The organism is Methylobacterium sp. E-012 (assembly GCF_057836545.1).
Genome location: NZ_JBYQEY010000001.1, coordinates 4,190,270 through 4,211,710, shown reverse-complemented (window position 1 = coordinate 4,211,710; position 21,441 = coordinate 4,190,270). Strand labels below are relative to the sequence as shown.

The following is a 21,441-nucleotide window of genomic DNA, read 5'->3' as shown; positions in this document are numbered from 1 at the left end:
GGCCCACCTCAGCACGTCGGTCCACCGCCGGATCGTAGCGAAAAAATCCCGCCGGCCGCCATGGCGCGGCCACTTGAAGCCCGATTTTTCCCTCCCGATATCTCACCCGTGCCGGCCTCCGGGCGGCACGAGAGACGGGTCCGGCCCCTTCGGGCGGACCGATCCAACATGTTGCTCACACGAGGATATGTCATGCGTCAGTTCGACCTCGCCCCCCTCTATCGCTCCACCGTCGGCTTCGACCGGCTGTTCTCCGCCCTCGACCAGTTCGCCAGCGCCGAGGCTGCGCCCACCTACCCGCCCTACAACATCGAGCGCACCGGCGAGACCGCCTACCGCATCACCGTCGCGGTCGCCGGCTTCACCGAGTCCGACCTGTCGATCGAGGTGCGGGAGAACGCGCTCACGCTGAAGGGCGAGCGCACGGCCGAGTCCAAGGCCGAGTTCCTGCATCAGGGCATCGCGGCCCGGTCCTTCGAGCGCCGCTTCCAGCTCGCCGACCACGTCCAGGTGACGGGTGCGGCCCTGGAGAACGGCCTCCTCCACATCGACCTCGTCCGCGAGGTTCCGGAGGCGAAGAAGCCGCGCCGCATCCAGATCGCCACGGCGGGCCGCGCCGGCGCCCCGGTGATCGAGGGTGACGTCCGCAAGGATGCGGTCCAGCAGGCGGCCTGATCCCGCCCGCACGCGAGCTTCGGACCCTCTTGCAAAGCTCTGAAGCGCCCCGGCCGCCCGGCCGGGGCTTTTCATGTGTCGGCTGTCATAATCGCGTGTGCGCTTCGTGCTCTGTTTCCGGCGAAGCGGCGCATGACGCGCGCCCGGAGTGAACCGGACCATGGTCGCCAATCTCGCCCGCGGAGCCTACAGCGCGCTCGGAGCCGGCTGGCACAGGGGCGTGCAATGGGGCGTCGGCGCGCCGATCGCGAAGCTGCGCCGCCGGCAGATGCATCGCCGGGACCTCGCGGGCGGCCCGGCCGGCATCGCCGAAATCCTGTCGGCCGAGCAGGCGATCCGCCTGCCCGAACCGTTCGAGGGCCGCAGCCTGGGCCGGATCGGCAACCTCGAAGTGCGGCTGGCGACCAGGAAGTCCGAGATCCGCCGGGCGCAGCGCCTGCGCTTCAAGGTGTTCTACGAGGAGATGTCGGCGGTCCCCACCGGGCTCGCGGCCCTGTCGCGCCGGGACGCCGATGCCTACGACGCGCTCTGCGACCACCTCCTCGTCCTGGACCACGGGGCCAAGCGGCGGAAGAAGCCGTTCGTCGAGCACCGGCCCAAGGTGGTCGGGACCTATCGCCTGCTGCGCAGTGACGTGGCGGAGCGCCATGCCGGATTCTACTCCGAGGGCGAGTACGACCTCGCGCCGCTGCTGGCGGCCCAGGGCCACCGGCGACTCCTGGAACTGGGCCGCTCCTGCGTGCTCAAGCCCTACCGGAGCAAGCGCACCGTCGAACTCCTGTGGCAGGGGATCTACGCCTACGTCCTGCACCACCGGATCGACGCGCTGATCGGCTGCGCCAGCCTGGAGGGCACCGATCCGGACCGGCTGGCCCTGCCGCTCGCCTTCCTCCACCACCATGCCCGCGCCCCCGAGGGCTGGCGGGTGCGGCCGCTGCCGGAGCGCGCGGTGGCGATGGATCGTCTGCCGCGCGAGGCGGTGGACCCCAAGGCCGCCCTGCAGGCACTGCCGCCCCTGATCAAGGGCTACCTGCGCCTCGGCGCCACCTTCGGCGACGGCGCGGTGATCGACCGCCAGTTCGGCACCACCGACGTGTTCGTGACGCTGCCGGTGGAGGCGATCGGCGCCCGCTACCGCGGACATTTCGCGCCTGCGGGGTAAGCGGACCGGAGTGCCCCGGTGCCGTCATCCCATCCAACCACCTCATCCTGAGGTGCCGGAGCAGAGCGGAGGCCTCGAAGGAGCCCTCGAGATGGCGCCGCGATCCCTGGAGCCCTCCTTCGAGGCCCGCTTCGCGGTCACCTCAGGATGAGGGGGTCTGTTAGGAGGGGCGACCAAACCCTCTCGCCGTCTCCTACAGATCCCCCAGCGCCAGCTGGCCCTGATTGCGCGCCTTCGGGGCCGCCGTCTTGCGCTCCTTGGGACGCGCCGCGGCGGCGGGCTTCTTCGGCTTCGGGTCGCCGCGCATCCGGGCGACCGCCCTGTCGCGGGCCACCGCCTCCGGGGCGCTCGGATCGTCGGTCAGCCACTTGCCGCGCTTGATCACCTCGTTGACCCGGCCCTGATTGACCCCGACCTTGAAGGCGATCTCCTGCTGGGTCATGCCGGTCGTCGCATGCAGGTCCAGGATTGATCGGGCCAGCTCCGGAGTCATCTTCTGGCCGGTCAAACGCCGGGCCGGCTTGACCGTGCGGGTCGCGCGGTCGCGTTCGCGCAGGCGCTCCAGAAGCGCCAGCGCCATGTTCATGCCGTGCTCGCGCAGGGCTTCCTCGAATTCCTTCAGGGTCGCCATCGGCGCCATCCTCCGCCGGGCTCAGGGGCCGGTACTGGTGCGAGAACGTGCCGGGAACGCGACCGTTGCGCAAGCACCCGGGGCGGGCGCCCGCCCCCGTGTCGGTGGACGGACGGTGTCATCCACCGGAAATGGCGCCGGACCGCCGCCCCTGGTGTCCCCGCGGCGGCTCGGCTACAGGGGGCCGACCCGTTCCGGCAGCGCCAGCCCGCACACGATGATCAGCCCGATCCGCACCGTCGTCCCCGGCGAGACGCAGGGCTCCCTGGCCCGGGAGCTGGAGGCCGGGGCGGTGCTGCTGTTCCCGGACCTGCCCTTCCCGTTCAGCGATTTCGAGCGCCGGTTCACCGCGCGGCCCTTCGCGGACGGCAAGGCCAAGAACGTCAGCATCCGCGGTGAGGCCGCAGAGCTGCGCGGGGCGGCCGGCACCCCGGAGGAGCAGGAGGCCCTGCGCCAGCTCCTGATCCGGTACCGCGCCTTCGCCCGGGACCTGATCGGCACCTACCTGCCCGGTTACGCCGACCGGGTCAGCCTCGCCGGCACCTCCTACCGCCCCTTCGACGTGGATCAGCGCAAGCTCAGCTGGCGGCGCGACGACACCCGGCTCCACGTCGACGCCTTCCCGTCGAACCCGATCGGCGAGAAGCGGATCCTGCGGGTGTTCCGCAACATCAACCCGTCGGGGGAGCCGCGCCGCTGGCGCGTCGGCGAGGATTTCGGGTCGATGGCGCAAAAATTCCTGCCGCGGCTGCCGGGCTACGCGCCGCTCCCGGCCCGCCTGCTCGCGGCGCTCCGCATCACCAAGGCCAAGCGCTCGGAATACGACCACCTGATGCTGCACCTGCACGACGCCCTCAAGCAGGACGAGACCTACCAGGCCGAGGCCCCCCAGGCCGACGTGGAATTCCAGCCCGGCGCGACCTGGGTGACCTTCTCGGACCTCGTGATGCACGGGGCCATGGGCGGCCGCTACATGCTGGAACAGACTGCCTACCTGCCGGTCACCGCCCAGGCCGACCCGTCCTTGAGCCCGCAGCGCATCCTGGCGGCCAAGCTCGGCCGCCCCCTTCGGACCTGAGAGAGGAACGTCACACCATGATCCTCGAAATCGCGCAGATCGAGATCAAGCCGGGTATGGAAGCCGCGTTCGAGGCGGGCATCACCGAGGCCTCCGCCATCTTCAGGCAGGCCAAGGGCTGCCGGGCCTTCGAGGTGCGGCGCTCGATCGAGCATCCGCAGCGCTACCGGTTGATGATCCACTGGGACACGCTGGAGGCCCACACCAAGGACTTCACCGGCTCGCAACCCTGGCAGGATTACCGCGCCCTGGTCTCCCATTGCTTCGCCGGGCCGGTGGCGGTCGAGCATACCGAGCAGGTCCTGAAGGCGTTCTGAGCGGCCCCGATCGGGTCCCTGGGGCCCGAAGCGTTGCGGCGCCCTCCGCCGGTGCTAGGCTCCCGGGCGACGGCCCCGGGAGCGAATCATCGGGGAGGCGACACTTCGGGGACAGGCTCGGGGGACAGGCTGATGGCGCGACTCGGACGGCTCGCGGGTGTCCTGCTTCTGCTCGGATGCGCCGCCGCACCGGCCCTCGCCCAGACCGCGCCGGCGGCCCGCACCGCCCCGCGGCCGGCGGCCGCCGCGCCGTTCTCCAAAACCTTCGTCCGGACCGACCTCGCCAGCGAGGCGATCCGCCTCGAGACGGCACTCAAGGGGGAGGCCGGCGGTCCGCTCCGGCCGGCCGCCCAGTCCCGCGCCGCCGGCCAGGCGCTGCTCGCCGCCGACAAGCCGGACGAGGCCCTCGCGCCGCTCGCCGCCGCGGTGACGGCCGACCCGGCCGATCCGCGCAACTGGCAGGCCTACGCGCGCGCGGCCGCCGCGGCCGCCCCCACGCTGGACGAGAACGACGATCAGGGCCGGGCACGCCTGCGCGATCGGGCGACGGCCGCCGCCTACCAAGCCTACGAGCGCGCCGCTTCGGCCGGCGACGCCGCGGCGTCCCTGGCGCTGCTGGGCGCCACGCAGGCCGAGCAGGAACTCTGGCGCCCGGCCCTCGATGCCTACGCGGCGAGCCTGGCGCTGGCCGACGACGGTGCCGTCCGCGCGACCTACGAGACGCTGCGGGCCGCGCACGGCTTCCGCATCCTCGCCTACACGGTCGATGCCGACGGGGCGGCCCCGCGCGCCTGTTTCACCTTCTCGGAAGCCGTGAGGCCCAAGACGGATTTCGCCCCCTTCGTGGCCGTGTCGGGCAGCAGCGCGGCCGCGGTGACCGGGGAGGGCTCCCAGATCTGCGTCGACGGGCTCAGGCATGGCGGTCGCTACGCCATCGTCCTGCGCCAGGGCCTGCCCTCGGCGATCGGCGAGAGCCTGCTCAAGGCCGCCGACTACGAGATCTACGTGCGCGACCGCGCCCCGCAGGTGCGCTTCACCGGCCGCAACTACGTCCTGCCGCGCACGGGCCAGGCGGGGGTGCCCCTGGTCACGGTGAACGCCGCCAAGCTCGACGTCGAGGTGCTGCGCATCGGCGACCGCGGCCTGCTGCCGACCCTGCGCTCCGAGGATTTCCTCGGTCAGCTCAGCGGCGCCACCGCCCGGACGATCGCGTCCGAGAAGGGCGTGCGCGTCTGGACGGGCACCCTCGATACCGCCACGGCCGAGCTGAACCAGGAGGCGGTCACCGCCTTCCCGGTCCTGCAGGCCGTGGGCAAGCTGGAGCCTGGGATCTACGTGATGCTGGCCCGGCCCACCGGCACGGCCGCGTCGGACGACGCGGGCTACGACGCCCAGGCGACCCAGTGGTTCGTGGTCTCGGATCTGGGGCTGACCGCGACCAAGGGCCGGGACGGGGTCCACGTGGTCCTGCGCTCGCTCGCCTCCGCGCAGGTCATGCCGGGCGCCGAGATCCGGCTGATCGCCCGCAACAACGAGGTGCTGGGCACGCGCACGACGGACGCGCAGGGGCACGCCGCCTTCGATCCGGGGCTGGCGCGCGGGGAGGGCGGGACGGCGCCGAGCCTCGTGGTCGCCCAACGGGGCGACGATTACGGCTTCCTCGACCTCAACCTCGGCGCCTTCGACCTCACCGACCGCGGCGTGAAGGGCCGGCCCGAGGCCGGCGGCCTCGACGCCTACCTGTTCCCGGAGCGCGGGGTCTACCGGACGGGCGAGACCGTCCAGCTCACCGCCCTCCTGCGCGACCCCCGCGGCGCGGCGGTCCCGGACCTGCCGCTGACCCTGGTGGTGAAGCGGCCGGACGGCGTCGAGTACCGGCGCGTCTCGGTGCCCGACCAGGGGCTCGGCGGCCGGGCGCTGCCGCTGCCGCTCCTGTCGGGCTCCATGCACGGCACCTGGCGGGTCACCGGCTACACCGACCCGAAGGCGCCCGCGATCGGCGAGACCAGCTTCCTCGTGGAGGATTACGTCCCCGAGCGGCTGGAGGTGAGCCTGAAGCCCCGGCAGCCGGCCCTGCACCGGGGCGAGGCGGCGCAGGTCGACGTCGCCGCGCGCTACCTCTACGGCGCCCCGGGGGCGGATCTCGACGTGTCGGGCAGCGTCGTGGTCCAGGCCGCCGCGGCGAGCGGCATCGCGGGGCTTGAGGGCTATGCCATCGGCCTCGACGACGAGGCCGTCGAGCCGGTCACGCAGGAGCTTCAGAACCGCGCGACCACCGACGCGCGGGGCGCCGCCGCCGTGACGGTGCCGGTGCCGGTGATTGCCGCACCGCGCGCCCTGGAGGCGAAGCTCACCCTGGCGGTGGGGGAGCCCGGCGGCCGGGCCCTGTCGCGCAGCCTGACCCTGCCGATCCTTCCGGATCATCCGGTGCTGGCCCTGCGCAAGGGCTTCGCGGATCTCAAGGACGGCGGGATCGCGGGGTTCGACGTGGTGCTCGCGACGCCCGAGGGGGCGCTCCTTGCCCGGCCGGGGGTGAGCTGGACCCTGTCGCGGATCGACCAGTCCTATCAATGGTACCGGGCGGACGGGCGCTGGTCGTTCGAGGCGGTCAAGACGGCCCGGCGGGTGGCCGACGGCACCGTCGACCTGAAGGCCGGCGCGCCGGGCCGGATCGAGGCCCCGGTGAGCCTCGGCCGCTACCGCCTGGAGGTCTCGGCCCCGGGCGCCCCCGAGGCGGGCGCGAGCCTCGGTTTCGAGGTGGGCTGGGGCGGCTCGGAGACGGCGGACGCGCCCGACCTCCTCGACCTGACCCTCAACAAACCCGCCTACGCGGCCGGCGACACGCTGCGGGCCAGGCTGAGCCCGAAGTTCAGGGGGCAGGCCAGCCTGATGGTGGTCAGCGACCGGGTGCACGAGACCCTGGAGGTCGGCGTGCCGGAGGGCGGCACCACGGTCAGCCTGCCGGTGAAGGCCGAATGGGGTGCGGGCGCCTATCTGGTGGCCACCGCCTACCGGCCCCTCGACCAGGCGGCCAAGCGCCTGCCCGGCCGGGCGCTGGGGCTGGCGTGGTTCTCGGTGGACCGGGCGCGGCGCAGCCTCGGCGTCGCCGTGACGGCACCCGAGCGGGCACGCCCGCGCCAGGATCTGACCCTGCCGGTCCAGCTCACCGGGCTGAAGGCCGGCGAGCCGGCGCGGATCACCGTGGCCCTGGTCGATGTCGGCATCCTCAACCTGACCCGCTACGCGGCGCCGGATCCGACCCAGTACTTCCTCGGCCAGAGGGCGCTGGGGCCGGAATTCCGCGACCTCTACGGCTACCTGATCGACGGCATGCAGGGCTCGGCCGGGGCGATCCGCTCCGGCGGCGACGCGGGCGGCGCCGAACTCGCCGATTCGCCCCCGACCCAGGCGCCGCTGGCCCTGTATTCCGGCGTCGTGACCGTGGGGCCGGACGGGGCGGCCACCGTCACCTTCCCGCTCCCGGCCTTCAACGGCACCGGCCGCGTGATGGTCACCGCCTGGAGCGGCGACCGGGTCGGGCAGGCCCAGGCCGACGTGATCATCCGCGATCCGGTCGTGCTCGCGGCGACGCTGCCGCGCTTCCTCGACACCGGCGACCGCACGCGCCTGTTCGTGGCCCTCGACAACGTCGAGGGGCAGGCGGGCGACTACACGGTCGATCTCAGCCCGGCGGGCCCGGTCGTGGTCGGCGCCGGCGCCCTGCGGCAGACGCTGCGGCTGGAGGCCGGGGCCAAGGGCCAGTTCGCGATCCCGCTCACCGCCGCCGGCCCGGGCACCGTCCGGCTCGACCTCGCCCTGTCGGGCCCCGGGCTGACCGCGCCGCTGAGCCAGAGCTTCGCCCTCGGGATCTCCCCGGGGACCGGCGCCCTGCTGCGCCGCTCGGTGCGCAGCCTCGCCCCCGGGGCGGGTCTGACGCTGACGCCGGACCTCCTCGCCGACCTGCAGCCCGGGACCGGCAGCGTCTCCCTCTCGGCTACGCCCCTGACGGGGGTCGACGTCGCGGCCCTGCTCCGGGCGCTCGACCGCTATCCCTACGGCTGTTCCGAGCAGGTGGTGAGCCGGGCGATGCCGCTGCTCTACGTCAACAAGCTCGCCGCCCTGGAGAAGCTCGCCCTCGACGCGGGCGCGGACGAGCGGGTGCTCGAGTCGGTCGAGCGGCTCCTCGCCCGCCAGGATTCGAGCGGCGATTTCGGCCTGTGGTCGGCGCAGGGGTCGGGCGACCTGTGGCTCGACGCCTACGTGACCGATTTCCTCACCCGCGCCCGGGAGCGCAACGTCCCGGTGCCGCAGAAGGCGTTCGCGCAGGCCCTCGACTACCTGCGCAACGCCGTGGCCAACGCCACCGAGGTGCGCAACGGCGGCGCCGACCTCGCCTACGCGGCCTATGTGCTCGCCCGGAACGGCCGGCCGGTGATGGGCGACCTGCGCTACCTCGCCGACACCAAGCTCGCCGCCTTCTCGTCGGCGCTGGGACGGGCGCAGCTCGCCGCCGCCCTGGCGCTGCTCGGCGACCGGGGCCGGGCCGCCCGGGCGATGGATTCGGCCCTCGCCGTGCTGCGCGGCGAACGGGACAGGGGCCTGTACCGCACCGATTACGGCTCCCGCCTGCGCGATGGGGCCGGGCTGATCACCCTGGCGGCCGAGAGCGGGCTCACCCAGGCGGCCCTGGGCCCGGTGGTGGCGGTGCTCGGCGAGGAGCAGCAGGCCGAGCGGGTGACGAGCACGCAGGAGAATGCCTGGCTGGTGCTCGCCGCCGAGAGCCTGTCCAACGAGGGCGGTGCCCTGTCGTTCACCCTGGACGGCGCACCCCAGACCGGGACGCTCGCCCGGGTCTACCGGGAGGCGGGCCTGGGCGATCGGGGCGTGCAGCTGGTCAATACCGGCCGCGGCCCCGTGCAGGTCGCCGTGACCGTCAACGGCAGCCCCCTGGCGCCGGAGCCGGCGGCGGCGCAGGGCTACACGATCGAGCGGAGCTTCCACCGCCTCGACGGCAGCCCCGTCGATCCGGCGGGCGGCCTGCGCCAGAACGACCGGCTCGTGGTGGTGCTCAAGGTCACCGAGGCCAAGGCGGAGGCCGCGCGCCTCCTGCTGGTCGATCCCCTGCCGGCCGGCCTGGAGATCGACAATCCGAAGCTGCTCGACGCCGACGCGCTCCAGGGGCTGGCCTTCGCCAAGTCCGACGTGCAGCCGGTCCACACCGAGTTCCGCGACGACCGGTTCGTCGCGGCCTACGACCGCGATCCGGGCCAATCGGCCTTCTTCACCGTGGCCTACACGGTCCGGGCGGTCTCACCCGGGACCTACGTGCATCCGGGGGCCACCGTGGAGGACATGTACCGCCCGGCACGGTTCGGCCGGACTGCCTCGGGGAGCGTGACGGTCGGGGCGGTGAAGTAGGGCGCGCAAGCCCCCGCTCCGGGGCCGCCGCGCCCGTCCGGGTTTCCAGAGGGCGTGCCGTTTGGCCGGGGGGGGTCTCGGGCGGAGCCCTGCACCCACGAAAGGTCTCGACCTTGCGAAACCGTGACCGGTTCAGTCGTCGGCGCCGGCGTAGAAGCTCTCCACGCCGAGACCCTCCTCCTGCATCAGCCGGGCGCGGGCGCGCAGCTTCTCGGTCTCGCTCTTGAGCTGGCCGCAGGCCGCCAGGATGTCCCGGCCCCGGGGCGTGCGCACCGGCGAGGCGTAGCCGGCGTTGAACACGATCTCGGAGAAGCGCTCGATCCGGTCCCAGTCGGAGCATTCGTAGCGGCTGCCCGGCCAGGGGTTGAACGGGATCAGGTTGATCTTGGCCGGGATGCCCTTGAGCAGGCGGACCAGCTCCCGGGCATCCGCGTCGGAATCGTTGACGCCCTTCAGCATCACGTACTCGAAGGTGATCCGGCGGGCGTTGCTCAGCCCCGGATAGGTCCGGCAGGCCTGGAGCAGTTCGGCGATCGGATACTTCCGGTTGAGCGGCACCAGCTCGTCGCGCAGGTCGTCGCGCACCGCGTGGAGCGAGATCGCCAGCATGGCGTTGGCCGCCTCGCCGAGGCGGGGGATCTGCGGCACCACCCCGGAGGTCGAGACCGTGATCCGACGCCGGGACAGGCCGAGCCCCTCCTGATCCGACATCACCGCCACCGCGTCGACCACGGCGTCGAGGTTGTACAGGGGCTCGCCCATGCCCATGAACACGACGTTGGTCACGAGCCGGCCGACCTCGCCGGCCCCGCCCGCGTCGCGGCTCGGCATCTGGCCGGGCCAGTCGCCGAGCTCGTCCCGGGCGGTGACGAGCTGCTGCACGATCTCGGCGGCCGAGAGGTTGCGCACGAGGCGCTGCGTGCCGGTGTGGCAGAACGAGCAGGTGAGGGTGCAGCCGACCTGGCTCGACACGCAGAGCGTGCCCCGGTCCGGGCCCGGGATGTAGACGCACTCGATCTCGGCGCCGCGGTTGTGCTCCTGCGGGTTGGTCGGCGCCATGCGCAGCAGCCACTTGCGGGTGCCGTCGCGGGAGACCTGACGGCTCGCTACCTCCGGGCGCTCCAGGGTGAAGTGCTCGGCGAGCTGCGCCTTCAGGGCCTTGCCGACATTGGTCATGGCGGCGAAGTCGCTCGCCCCGCGGAAATTGACCCAGTGCCAGATCTGGCCGGCGCGCATCCGGCTCTCGCGCTCGGGCACGCCCATGCCGACGAGCTGCGCCTTCAGGGCATCGCGGGTGAGGCCGACCAGGGATGGCCGCCGGCCGGGCAGCGCCTCCGGCTGGAGGTCGGGGGCCTTCTCGATCGCGGCCTCGGCCGCGCGGGCGCTGTCGAGCGACGGCGTCGCCATGGCGTTCAAACAATCCGTGCGATGGGAAAGACTTCGGTATACGCGATCGCACCGGCGAACGCGAATGCGCCCGGCCCGCGGGTGACCCGACCGGGCGCGATGGCAGCCGGGCACGCAAAAGGGCGCCCGCAGGCGCCCCGATCCGTCTCGCGAAGTCCCGATAAACTCAGGCGGCTGCGGTCTTCACCGGAACACCCTTCTCGGCCAGGAAGGTCTGCAGCTCGCCGGACTGGAACATCTCCCGGGTGATGTCGCAGCCGCCGACGAACTCGCCCTTCACGTAGATCTGCGGGATGGTCGGCCAGTTCGAGAAGGCCTTGATGCCCTCGCGGATTTCCTGATCGGCCAGCACGTTCACGCCCTTGAACGGCACGCCGAGGTAATTGAGGATCTGCACCACCTGCCCCGAGAAGCCGCATTGCGGCATCTGCGGCGTGCCCTTCATGAACACCACCACGTCCTGGGAGGTGATCTCGTTCTGGATGGTCGTGTTGGCGTCGGTCATCACTCTATCCTCAGTTCTACGGTCTCGTATGTGCGGTCTCAATCAGCGGCGCGCAACCGAGGCGGCGATCGTTCGCAGCGCACGATCGATATCGAAATGGTCCGACAGAAGGTCCTCGGGCACGATCGGGCACGCCTCCGGCAACCCCGGAAGAAGCTGATTCCCATAGGCACCGAGACCAGCCTCCGCGGTCGTCACCGCGGATTTCCAGATCCTGGGCCAGTTCAACCTCTGCCGCATAGACGCCTCGTAGGCATTCCAGGCCGTGATCTGAAATGTCGCGATCTCTTCCCTCCAATGCAAGCTTGATGGGGCGAGGGGCGCGGAGGCGCGCTTCAGGAGGTGGGCGAGCGTCTGGATCAGCAGTCCCTCGACCGCCCGCAAATGGGATCGCCCCACGCTTTCGATCTCCTCGGCGACGTTCTCCCAATCGAGTGCATTCGACAGATCGCCTCGGGTTCCGAGGGCGCGCAGAGCCGCCGCCTGCTCCTCGGCCCAGGTCACGATATCGTCGTCGTAGAGGCTCGGCCGGTCATCCATGGGGGGCGATCCCGCGGGTCAGCTCAATCCTGCGGGACGCCCGTGGTCAGCGCAAGGGCGTGGAGCACCCCGCCCATCCGGCCCTGGAGGGCGCCGTAGACCATCTGGTGCTGGGCGACCCGGGTCTTGCCCTTGAAGGCCGACGACAGGACGGTGGCGGCGTAGTGGTCGCCGTCGCCCGCGAGGTCGCGGATCTCGACCTGCGCGTCCGGCAGGGCCTCGCGGATCATGCGCTCGATCTCGCCCGCATCCATCGGCATCGGGAAATTCCTTGGGTCGGGGGTTCAGGACGCCGGAGCCGCGGGCTGGCTCGCCATGTAGGCGGGCAGCCAGCCCTCATGCGCCGCGGTGAGGTCGGCCAGCGATATGGTCTCGCCGCCCGGCAGGGTCAAACGGTCGGAGCCGGTGACGCCCACGGAAGCCGCCTCGACACCCTGGGCCGCGGCGGCGGCGAGGAGGTCGCTGGCGGCCTCCGGCTTCACAGCCAGCAGGTAGCGGCCCTGGTCCTCGCCGAACAGGTAGGCGTGGACTGCCAGATCCACCGGCACGTCGGGCAGCGCCGCGCCGAGGCCACCCGCCATCGCCATCTCGGCGAGCGCCACCGCGAGGCCGCCATCCGAGAGATCGTGGACCGTGTCGACGGTGCCCGCCTGGATCAGCCCGCGCACGAAATCGCCGTTGCGGCGCTCGAGCGCCAGATCCACCGGCGGCGGCGCGCCCTCCTCGCGGCCTTCGATCACCGAGAGATACGCGGACTGGCCGAGCCAGCCCTCGCTCGCCCCGATCAGCACCAGCACGTCGCCCTCCCGCTTGAGGGCGATCGTCGCGTGGCGCGCCACGTCGTCGAGCACGCCGACGCCGCCGATGGTCGGGGTCGGCAGGATGCCGACGCCGTTGGTCTCGTTGTAGAGGGAGACGTTCCCGGACACGACCGGGAAGTCGAGCGCCCGGCAGGCCTCGCCGATCCCCTGGAGGCAGCCGACGAGCTGGCCCATCACCTCGGGCTTCTCCGGGTTGCCGAAATTCAGATTGTCGGTGATGGCGAGCGGGCGGGCGCCGACCGCGGTGATATTGCGCCAGGCCTCGGCCACGGCCTGCCGGCCGCCCTCGACCGGGTCGGCCTCGCAGTAGCGCGGGGTGACGTCACAGGTCAGCGCGAGGCCCTTCGGCCCGTCCTCGACCCGCACGATGGCGGCGTCGCCCCCGGGCTTCTGCACGGTGTTGCCCAGGATGAAGTGGTCGTACTGCTCGAACACCCAGCGCTTGGACGCCAGGTCGGGCGAGCCGACGAGGCGCTTCAGCGCGTCGGTCAGCGAGGCCGGGGCCGGGACCTCGGAGGCCGCGAGCACCGGCAGGTGGGTGTTCGCGAGATGCGGCCGGTCGTAGAGCGGCGCCTCGTCGCCGAGTTCCTTGATCGGCAGGTCGGCCACGGTCTCCCCGTGCCACTTGACCACGAAGCGCAGCGTGTCGGTGGTCCGGCCGATCACCGCGAAATCGAGGCCCCACTTCACGAAGATCGCCTCGGCCTGCGCCTCCATGCCGGGCTTGAGCACCATGAGCATCCGCTCCTGGCTCTCAGACAGCATCATCTCGTAGGGGGTCATGCCCTCCTCGCGAGCCGGCACCTTGTCGATGTCGAGTTCGACGCCGAGGTCGCCCTTGGCGCCCATCTCCACCGCAGAGCAGGTGAGCCCCGCCGCGCCCATGTCCTGGATGGCGATGACCGCCCCCGAGGCCATCAGCTCCAGGCAGGCCTCCAGCAGCAGCTTCTCGGCGAAGGGATCGCCGACCTGCACGGTCGGGCGCTTCGATTCGGTGGCCTCGTCGAACTCGGCCGACGCCATGGTGGCGCCGTGGATGCCGTCGCGGCCGGTCTTGGAGCCGAGATAGACGATCGGGTTCCCGATTCCGGCGGCGGCCGCGTAGAAGATCCCGTCGGTGCGGGCGAGGCCCACCGCCATGGCGTTGACCAGGATGTTGCCGTCGTAGCGCCGGTGGAAGCCGGTCAGGCCGCCGACGGTGGGCACGCCGAAGGAGTTGCCGTAGCCGCCGACCCCCGCCACGACCCCGGAGACGAGGGCGCGGGTGCGCGGATGGTCGGGGGAGCCGAAGCGCAGGGCGTTGAGGGCCGCGATCGGCCGCGCGCCCATGGTGAACACGTCGCGCAGGATGCCGCCGACGCCGGTCGCCGCGCCCTGGTAGGGCTCGATGTAGCTCGGGTGGTTGTGGCTCTCCATCTTGAAGACGCAGGCCAGCCCGTCGCCGATGTCGATGACGCCCGCGTTCTCGCCCGGCCCCTGGATCACGTGTGGGCCCGAGGTCGGCAGCCCGCGCAGATGCTTGCGGGAGGACTTGTATGAACAGTGCTCGTTCCACATCGCCGAGACGATGCCGAGTTCGGTCAGCGTCGGATCGCGCCCGATCAGGCCGCGGAAGCGCGCGTACTCGTCCGGCGTCAGTCCATGCTGGGCCACGAGCTCGGGGGTGATGGGAACGTCGTTGCGGAACATGCGGCGGTCTCGGCAGGAAGCGGCCCGTCCCGGGAGACGCGTGCCGCGGCGAGCCCGAACCGGGCGGGGATCCAGGCTGCCCCGGCTCTAGAGCGGAAGCGCCCGCGCTGGCAACATCCCGGGGCCGATCGAGGCCGGACGGGGGTGGATCGCCACGGCCGGGCGGGGTTGTCCGGGGCGCGTCTCGGCCCCCTGCGGTCAGAGCTCGGCTCCGCCGTCCGTGCCCGGATCGTGCCCCCGGCATCGGGCCGCGAGGGCATGCACTGGCTCCGGTCCCGTCACCAGATCGAGATAGTCGAACCCGCTGCCGCTCTGGCTCGCCATGAGCAGCTGGAAGTGCATCTGGAACAGGTTCCACTGGCGCCGGCGGACGTCGGCGCCGGTGATGAGATCGCTGATCATCACCCCGAGCACGGCCGGGCGCCCGGGATCGGGGGGGACGAGGCCGCAGGCTGCGAGCGGGTGGCCCTGATGGATCGACAGCCAGTCCCAGGGCGCGCGCAGGTCGAGCCAGCGGACCTGCGCCGCCCGCCCGAAGCGCAGGAGCGCATCCCGGAATCCCTGGGCGGCCGGGTCGAGGCCGAGCCACGGGATGACGCTGCCCATGCTCACGAAGGTGACCGGCGTCCCGCCGCGGCCGAAGCCGGGCGCGCGGGCGAGCACCCGGTCCAGCACCTCGATGCCGAGGAAGCTCGACGAGGAATGGCCGACCACCACCACCTCGTCGGCCTCATGCTCCGCGGCCCTGATGCGCGCCGCGAAGGCGTCGAGCCGGGGGGCGATCTCGGGCGCCGCACCGGCCGCGTAGGCGTGGGTGAAGGCGGTGTCGTCCACGAGGTGCGCGACGTAGAAGGGCTTGCCGCGGGTCGCCCGCATCAGCCCCGCCAGGATCGCGAAGGCGAGGGGCGGCACCGCCAGGAGCGGCCAGGGCTGGAGCGCGGCCGGCGCCAGGGTCGCGAGGCCCCAGGCCGCGCCGAGGCTCAGCAGGACGAGCGCGCCGTAGATGGCGTGGACGCCGTAGATCACCGTGAAGAAGCGCCAGCCGTTCCGGCGCAGGTCGGCCATGTAACCCGACCGCCACAGCCGCCAGAGCAGCACCGGGACGCCCGTCAGCCGCGCCCAGCCGGATTGCGGGAAGCGCGCGCGGACGACGTCGTCCCAGCGCAGGAGGACGTAGCGGGTGGAGACGCCGCGCGCCCGCACCGTCCAGGCGAGCGCGATCCCGTCCGCCGAACGGACCGGATCGCCCACCGCGATGGCGGCGCCGCGGCGCGCCGCGGTGAGACGGGCCTCGCGGCGGAACAGGCCCCAATAGGTCTCGGGTTCGCGCGGGTCGAAGCCCGGCAGGTAGAACACGATGCGGGAGGTCAGCGTCCGCGGATCGCGCGCGACCGACGGGGCCGCGGTTTCGCCGGGGCGCGGGGCCTCGGCGACGGGCACTTCTATCGAGATGACGGGTCCGATCGATTCGGTTGAGAGGCGGGCGCCCTGCCTACACGAACCGGCCCGGCGCGCCGAGGGCGATCGTCCTCCGAGCCGGACCTACGCCGCCGGCGGCTGGGCCAGGAACTCGGCGACCGCCGTCACGAACCGTTCGCCGTAGGCCTCGCGCTTGCGCTCGCCGACCCCGTGGACCGCGCGCAGGGCCCAGAGGTCGACGGGCTTCTGACGGGCCATCTCGATGAGCGTCCGGTCGGGGAAGACCATGAAGGCCGCGATGCCCTCGGCCCGGGCCAGCGTGGCGCGCAGCCCGCGCAGGTGCTGGAACAGGGCCTCGTCGGCCTCGGAGAGGGTGCTCTCGCCATCCTCGCGCGGCGCGGCCCGGCGGCGCTCGCGCGATTCGGCCTTCGGCTCCGGATCCGGGCGGAGCTGGACCGGCTCCCGCCCGTACAGGATCGCCTCGCCCTTCTCGGTCATCGACAGGCCGCCGTAGCCGTCGGCATTCTCGGCGATGGCCCCGGCGGCGAAGAGCTGGCGCAGGATCGCCCGCCAGGCCGCCACCGGCTTGTCGGCACCGACCCCGAAGGTCTTCAGGCTCGCATGTCCGTTGCGGCGGATCGGCTCGCTCTCCTTCCCGTGGACCACGTCGCAGATATAGGCCGCGCCGAAGCGCTGGCCGGTGCGGACGATGGCCGAGAGGATCTTCTGCGCCGGGACCGTCCCGTCCACCAGGGTGACGCCGCCACGGCACAGGTCGCAGCGGCCGCAGGCGCCGCTCGTCTCGCCGAAATAGGCGAGGAGCGACTGACGCCGGCAGGTCGCGCCCTCGCACAGGGTGATCATCGCCTCGAGCTTGCGCCGCTCGACCCGGCGGCGCTCGTCGGAGATCTCCTTCTCGTCGATCTGGCGGCGGCGGAGCGCCATGTCGTCCAGGCCGTAGAGGGTGAGCGTGTCGGCGGGCAGTCCGTCGCGGCCGGCGCGGCCGATCTCCTGATAGTAGCCCTCGACGTTGTTGGGCATGTCGGCGTGGCAGACGAAGCGCACGTCCGGCTTGTTGATGCCCATGCCGAAGGCGATCGTGGCGGTCATCACCACCCCGTCCTCCTGGAGGAACCGGTCCTGGTTCCGCATCCGCGTCCCCTGGTCGAGGCCGGCATGGTAGGGCAGGGCGTCGAACCCGTCCTTCCTGAGGGTCTCGGCGAGCTGCTCGACGCGCTTGCGCGAGGAGCAGTAGATGATCCCGCTCTCCGCCCGGCGGTGCTTCAGGAAGCGCTCGATCTGGCGGGCCGGGTTGTCCTTGGGCTGGAAGGTCAGCCGGATGTTCGGCCGGTCGAAGGAATGGACGAAGATCTTCGGCGGCCGGCCCTGCGGGAACAGCCGCTCGGCGATCTCCGTCCGGGTGGCCGCGTCGGCCGTGGCGGTGAGCGCCAGGGTCTGGATGTCGCCGAGCGCGGTCCGGGCCCGGGCGATCTCCCGGTACTCGGGCCGGAAATCGTGGCCCCATTGCGAGACGCAGTGGGCCTCGTCCACCGCAAGGCGCCGGACCCCGGCCCCGCGCAGGGCCTCGATGCACCCCTCCATCAGCAGGCGCTCGGGGGAAACGAACAGGAGGCGCAGCTCCCCCGACCGCAGGCTGCGCCAGGTCTCGCGCGACTCCGCCTCCGTCACCGTCGAGTTGAGGGTGGCGGCCTCGACGCCGACGCTGCGCATCTGCTGCACCTGATCGTGCATCAGGGCGATCAGCGGCGACACCACCACGGTCAGCCCCGAATCGATGAGCGCCGGGAGCTGATAGGTCATCGACTTGCCCGAGCCCGTAGGCATCACGGCGAAGACATCGTCGCCGTCCAGCACCGCGCCGATCACCTCGTCCTGCCCGGGCCGGAAATCCTCGTAGCCGAACGTCTTCTTCAGCGCGGCGCGGGCCTCGTCGAGGCGGGTCATCGGGATCCTTGTTCGGGGTACGCGCCGCGCTTGCGGCTCTGGTGTGTAGGCACTAGCCTCCCTGCGTCTACACGGAGGCTGTCGTGCCGCTCAACATCCGCAGCGAAGAGGTCAACCAATTGGCCGAGACGCTGGCATCGCGGGCCGGCGTGAGCAAGACCGAAGCGGTGCGAATCGCGCTCGAAAACGAGATCGCGCGGCGCAGCCGACGCGTGCCGCTCGCGGAACGCCTGAAACCCTTGCTCGACAAGATGGATGCCGTACCGCGCACGGGCCTGGAGGCCGACAAGGCGTTCTACGACAGCCTGAACGACGAGTGATGTTCGTCGACGCCTCGGCTCTCGTGGCGATCCTGACGGCCGAGCCGGAACGTGCCGTCCTGCTGGACTGCCTCGATGGCGCGATGACGCCGCTGACATCGGGCATCGCCGTCTTCGAGACGGTGGTCGCGGTGGCGCGCAAGAAGGCGATCTCCGTGGCAGACGCCGAGACGGAGGTCGCCGCGTTCATCCGTATCGCAGGTCTGCGAGTCGTGCCGATTTCGGCGGCGGAATCCGCCCTCGCCCTCACCGCCCATGCCCGTTTCGGCAAGGGCCGCCACCCCGCCCGCCTGAACCTCGGCGACTGCTTCGCCTATGCCTGCGCGCAGGTCCACGGCGTGCCCCTGCTGTTCGTCGGCGACGATTTCCCGCGGACCGATATCCGCTCCGCCCTGACGTAACGCCTCACCCGGCGTGGAATGCCGCAACGTGCTGCGCCACGATCGCGTCGAAGGAGGCGTCCGCCCGGAAGCCGAGGGCGAGGGCCGCCTCCGGCTCGAACGCCTCCGGCCAGGAGCCGACGATCCGCGCGATGGTGGCGTCGGGCTCGCGCCGGATCAGCGCCACGGCCCTGTCACCCGCCGCCCGCCGCAGGGCCTCGATCTCCTCGGCCACCGTCGCCGAGACGCCCGGCATGGTCAGGCTGATCCGCGGGCCGATCGCCGCAAGGTCGAGCCCGGCCGCGTGGATCAGGAAGCCCACGGCGGCATCGGGGCTGGCGAACCAGTGCTGCACCGTGTCGGGGACCGGCAGGATCGCCTCCTGGCCAGCCAGCGGCTCGCGGATGATCCCCGAGAAGAAGCCCGAGGCCGCCCTGTTGGGCTTGCCCGGGCGCACGCAGATGGTCGGCAGGCGCAGGCCGATCCCGTCGAGGAAGCCGCGCCGGGCGTAGTCGGCGAGCATCGATTCGCCCATGGCCTTCTGGACGCCGTAGGACGAGGCCGGGCGCAGGATGAAGTCGTCCGGGATCACCTTGGGGAAGGGCGGTCCGAACACGGCGAGCGAGGAGGTGAAGACGAGCTTCGGCCGGTAGCCGTCCGCCGCGTTGGCGTGGCGGATCGCGTCGAGGAGCAGGCGGGTGCCGTCGAGATTGACCCGGTAGCCGAGTTCGAGATTCGCTTCGGCCTCGCCCGAGACCACCGCGGCGAGGTGGAAGATCACCTCCGGGCGCCCGGCGATGGCGGAATCGGCGGCGCCGGGGGCGGTGAGATCCGCGGCCTCGGCCCGGACCGGGCCGGAGAACCCCTCCGGTGCGGCGGGCGGCACCACGTCGAGCAAGGTGAGGGCGGTGAGCGGCTGGCCACCGACCCGGCCGTCCTTCACCAGGGCGTCCACGAGGCGGCGGCCGATCATGCCGGCGGCGCCGAGAATCAGGGCGTGCATGCAATTCCTCCGGTCACAGTGTGAGGCTTCACGCCATCATGTCGAGGGCGCGTCCGAAGAAATCCGGGCCGCCGAAATTGCCGGATTTCAGGGCGAGCAGCATCGGCTCGGGCCGTCCGGCACTGCGCAGGACGGGGACACCCGCGGCGATCTCGGGGCCGAGCAGGAAGGCGCTGAGGCCGAGCCGGTCGACCACCGCGCCGGAGGTCTCACCCCCGGCCACCACGAGCCGGCGCACCCCCCGGGCGACCAGCCCCTCGGCGATGGCGGCCAGAGCCGCCTCGATGGCGTGGCCGGCGGCGTCGACCCCGTGCCGGGCCTGGAGGGCGCGCACCGCCTCGGGGGGCGCCGAGGAGGCGATCAGAACCGGGCCGGCGGCGAGGCGCTGCTCCGCGAAGGCCAGGGCCTCGGCGACCACGTCGGCGCCGGCGAGCAGCCGCGCCGGGTCGAGGCGCAGCACCGGCATCAGCGCCTCCGCGGCGGCGACCTGCTGCAGCGTCGCCTGCGAGCAACTGCCGGCGAGGCAGGCGGCGCCTCCGCCCACCGGTTCGCCGATCGCCGCCCCGGCGGCGTCCTTCGTGCCGCGCCCGTCGGCGGCGAGCGCCCGCGCGAGGCCGAGCCCGAGGCCCGAGGCGCCCACGGAGAATTTGCGTCGAACGATCGCCCGGCCGAGCACTTCGAGGTCGCTGTCGAAGATCGCGTCCGCGATGGCGGCACCCTTGCCCTCGGCGGCGAGCGCGTCGAGGCGGGCCGCCACGGCCTCCGCGCCCCGGGCGACCGTGGCGGTGTCGACGAGGCCGACCGGGCTCGCGCTCTGGCGCCCGAGCACGCGCACGAGGTTGGCGTCGCGCATCGGGTTGAGCGGATGGTCCTTCAGCGGGCTCTCGTTCAGCGGCACGGCGCCGACGAACAGGTTGCCCTGGTAGACGCTGCGCCCCGTCTCCGGGAAGGCCGGGGTGACCAGCGCGATGGCCTCGCCGGCGTCAGCCCGCAGGGCATCCATCACCGGGCCGATATTGCCCGCGTCGGTGGAATCGAAGGTCGAGCAGACCTTGAACATCACGTGGGCGGCGCCCCGGGCCCGCAGCCAGGCTTCGGCCTCCCGGGAGCGCGCCACGGCCTCGTCGGCCGGGATCGAGCGGCTCTTCAGCGCCACCACCACCGCATCGGCCTCGGGCAGGGCGCGGCCCGCCTCCGGCACGCCGATGGTCTGGATCGTGCGCAGGCCCGCCTTGGTCAGGGTGTTGGCGAGGTCCGAGGCCCCCGTGTAGTCGTCGGCGACGCATCCCAGGGCGAGGCTCATCGGGCGTTCCCCTTGTAGGCGGCGAGCCAGCCGAGGCCCGCGACGGTATCGGCGGCCGGGATGTACTCGCAGCCGACGAAGCCGGCGTAGCCGAGCCGGTCCAGCTCGTCGAACAGGAAGACATCATCCATCTCGCCGGTGCCGGGCTCGTGCCGGTCCGGCACGCTGGCGGCCTGGACATGGCCGATCATCGGCATCAGCGCGCGCAGCCGCATGGTCACGTCGCCGTGCAGGATCTGGCAATGGTAGAGGTCGAACTGGAGCTTCAGGTTCGGCAGCGCCAGGTCGCGGATCAGGTCCGCCGCCCGGCCGAAATCGTTGAGGAAGTAGCCCGGCATGTTCCGGCCGTTGATCGGCTCCAGGACGAGGTCGAGGCCGGCTGGCGCCAGGCGCTGCGCCGTCCAGGCGACCGCCCGGCGATAGGCCTCGGCGGCGCGCGGGTCGTCGTGCGGCGCGAGCCCCGCCATCAGGTGGAGCCGGCCGACGCCGGTCGCCTCGGCATAGCGCAAAGCCGTCTCGACCCCCGCCTTCAGTTCATCGAAGCGCCCGGGAAACGCCGCCAAGCCACGCTCACCCTTGGCGAAATCGCCCGGCGGCAGGTTGAACAGCGCCTGGGTCAGGCCGTTGCCCCGGAGCCGCGCGCCGATGGCCTCCGGCGGGTGCTCGTAGGGGAACAGGAACTCGACGGCGTCGAACCCGGCTCTGGCGGCGGCCTCGAACCGGTCGAGGAACGGAACCTCGTTGAACATGAGGCTCAAATTGGCGGCGAAGCGCGGCATTGTTCTGGGACTCCCTACGCTCGATCCGG

Annotated in this window: 18 protein-coding genes; 7 read left to right on the top strand and 11 right to left on the bottom strand. The window is 72.2% G+C overall.

Translation table 11 applies throughout. The features are described from left to right. Positions 1-192: 192 nt before the first annotated feature. Together AC3IF1_RS20210 and olsB are read left to right on the top strand one after the other, a co-directional pair. A complete protein-coding gene (locus AC3IF1_RS20210; RefSeq protein ID WP_243972325.1) occupies positions 193-675 on the top strand; it encodes an Hsp20 family protein in 483 nt (160 codons plus the stop codon). A 160-nt stretch (positions 676-835) separates the two neighbouring features. After that, positions 836-1,837 (top strand): l-ornithine N(alpha)-acyltransferase, encoded by a 1,002-nt coding sequence (gene olsB / locus AC3IF1_RS20205; RefSeq protein WP_243972327.1) that lies wholly within the window; start codon positions 836-838, stop codon positions 1,835-1,837. A gap of 193 nt (positions 1,838-2,030) precedes the next feature. Here the strand turns inward: olsB and AC3IF1_RS20200 are convergent, their stop codons facing one another. Further along, entirely contained in the window at positions 2,031-2,468 is a 438-nt protein-coding gene (locus tag AC3IF1_RS20200) for an RNA polymerase subunit sigma-70 (RefSeq protein ID WP_243972329.1), read from the bottom strand. A gap of 217 nt (positions 2,469-2,685) precedes the next feature. Between AC3IF1_RS20200 and kdoO the strand changes: the two genes are divergently transcribed. The 3 genes from kdoO (at position 2,686) to AC3IF1_RS20185 (ending at position 9,281) form a co-directional block, all read left to right on the top strand. Next, on the top strand, positions 2,686-3,546 hold the full coding sequence (gene kdoO, locus AC3IF1_RS20195) for a Kdo hydroxylase KdoO (protein WP_243972355.1): 861 nt from the start codon (positions 2,686-2,688) through the stop codon (positions 3,544-3,546). 17 nt (positions 3,547-3,563) lie between these two features. Further along, positions 3,564-3,863, top strand: coding sequence for an antibiotic biosynthesis monooxygenase family protein (locus AC3IF1_RS20190; RefSeq protein WP_243972331.1), 300 nt, complete (start codon positions 3,564-3,566; stop codon positions 3,861-3,863). Between the two features lie 132 nt (positions 3,864-3,995). After that, positions 3,996-9,281: an alpha-2-macroglobulin family protein gene (locus tag AC3IF1_RS20185; protein ID WP_489219060.1), complete on the top strand. Its 5,286-nt coding sequence runs from the start codon at positions 3,996-3,998 to the stop codon at positions 9,279-9,281. A gap of 132 nt (positions 9,282-9,413) precedes the next feature. On the opposite strand, the gene rlmN is transcribed toward AC3IF1_RS20185, so the two are convergent. The 7 genes from rlmN to recQ form a co-directional block, all read right to left on the bottom strand. Next, complete coding sequence (rlmN, locus tag AC3IF1_RS20180) at positions 9,414-10,688, bottom strand: dual-specificity RNA methyltransferase RlmN (protein ID WP_489219059.1); 1,275 nt, start codon at positions 10,686-10,688, stop codon at positions 9,414-9,416. 166 nt (positions 10,689-10,854) lie between these two features. Next, positions 10,855-11,193: a Grx4 family monothiol glutaredoxin gene (grxD, locus tag AC3IF1_RS20175; RefSeq protein WP_243972336.1), complete on the bottom strand. Its 339-nt coding sequence runs from the start codon at positions 11,191-11,193 to the stop codon at positions 10,855-10,857. A 42-nt stretch (positions 11,194-11,235) separates the two neighbouring features. Continuing rightward, entirely contained in the window at positions 11,236-11,733 is a 498-nt protein-coding gene (locus tag AC3IF1_RS20170; RefSeq protein ID WP_243972338.1) for a DUF29 domain-containing protein, read from the bottom strand. A gap of 23 nt (positions 11,734-11,756) precedes the next feature. Beyond that, positions 11,757-11,993 (bottom strand): BolA family protein, encoded by a 237-nt coding sequence (locus AC3IF1_RS20165; protein ID WP_243972339.1) that lies wholly within the window; start codon positions 11,991-11,993, stop codon positions 11,757-11,759. A gap of 24 nt (positions 11,994-12,017) precedes the next feature. Further along, entirely contained in the window at positions 12,018-14,243 is a 2,226-nt protein-coding gene (purL, locus tag AC3IF1_RS20160) for a phosphoribosylformylglycinamidine synthase subunit PurL (protein WP_489219058.1), read from the bottom strand. Positions 14,244-14,441: 198 nt separating this feature from the next. Beyond that, complete coding sequence (locus AC3IF1_RS20155; RefSeq protein ID WP_489220424.1) at positions 14,442-15,599, bottom strand: hydrolase; 1,158 nt, start codon at positions 15,597-15,599, stop codon at positions 14,442-14,444. A 186-nt stretch (positions 15,600-15,785) separates the two neighbouring features. Further along, on the bottom strand, positions 15,786-17,627 hold the full coding sequence (gene recQ, locus AC3IF1_RS20150) for a DNA helicase RecQ (protein WP_243972343.1): 1,842 nt from the start codon (positions 17,625-17,627) through the stop codon (positions 15,786-15,788). 83 nt (positions 17,628-17,710) lie between these two features. Between recQ and AC3IF1_RS20145 the strand changes: the two genes are divergently transcribed. Continuing rightward, positions 17,711-17,947, top strand: coding sequence for a type II toxin-antitoxin system VapB family antitoxin (locus AC3IF1_RS20145; protein WP_243939712.1), 237 nt, complete (start codon positions 17,711-17,713; stop codon positions 17,945-17,947). After that, positions 17,947-18,348, top strand: a complete 402-nt coding sequence (locus AC3IF1_RS20140) for a type II toxin-antitoxin system VapC family toxin (protein WP_243972345.1) — start codon at positions 17,947-17,949, stop codon at positions 18,346-18,348. Before AC3IF1_RS20145 ends, AC3IF1_RS20140 begins: the two co-directional genes overlap by 1 nt. 4 nt (positions 18,349-18,352) lie before the next feature. Here AC3IF1_RS20140 and denD read toward each other — a convergent pair whose 3' ends face one another. Genes denD through otnI form a run of 3 tightly spaced genes read right to left on the bottom strand, consistent with a single transcriptional unit; the run spans position 18,353 to position 21,412 of the window. After that, positions 18,353-19,330, bottom strand: a complete 978-nt coding sequence (gene denD, locus AC3IF1_RS20135) for a D-erythronate dehydrogenase (protein WP_489219057.1) — start codon at positions 19,328-19,330, stop codon at positions 18,353-18,355. Between the two features lie 28 nt (positions 19,331-19,358). Beyond that, positions 19,359-20,633 carry a 3-oxo-tetronate kinase gene (otnK, locus tag AC3IF1_RS20130; RefSeq protein WP_243972349.1) on the bottom strand — a complete coding sequence of 425 codons (1,275 nt, stop codon included), beginning with the start codon at positions 20,631-20,633 and terminating at the stop codon, positions 19,359-19,361. After that, the gene (gene otnI / locus AC3IF1_RS20125) at positions 20,630-21,412 is read right to left on the bottom strand and encodes a 2-oxo-tetronate isomerase (RefSeq protein ID WP_489219056.1); all 783 of its coding nucleotides are present in this window, start codon (positions 21,410-21,412) and stop codon (positions 20,630-20,632) included. The genes otnK and otnI overlap by 4 nt, the downstream gene beginning before the upstream one ends. Positions 21,413-21,441 lie beyond the last annotated feature (29 nt).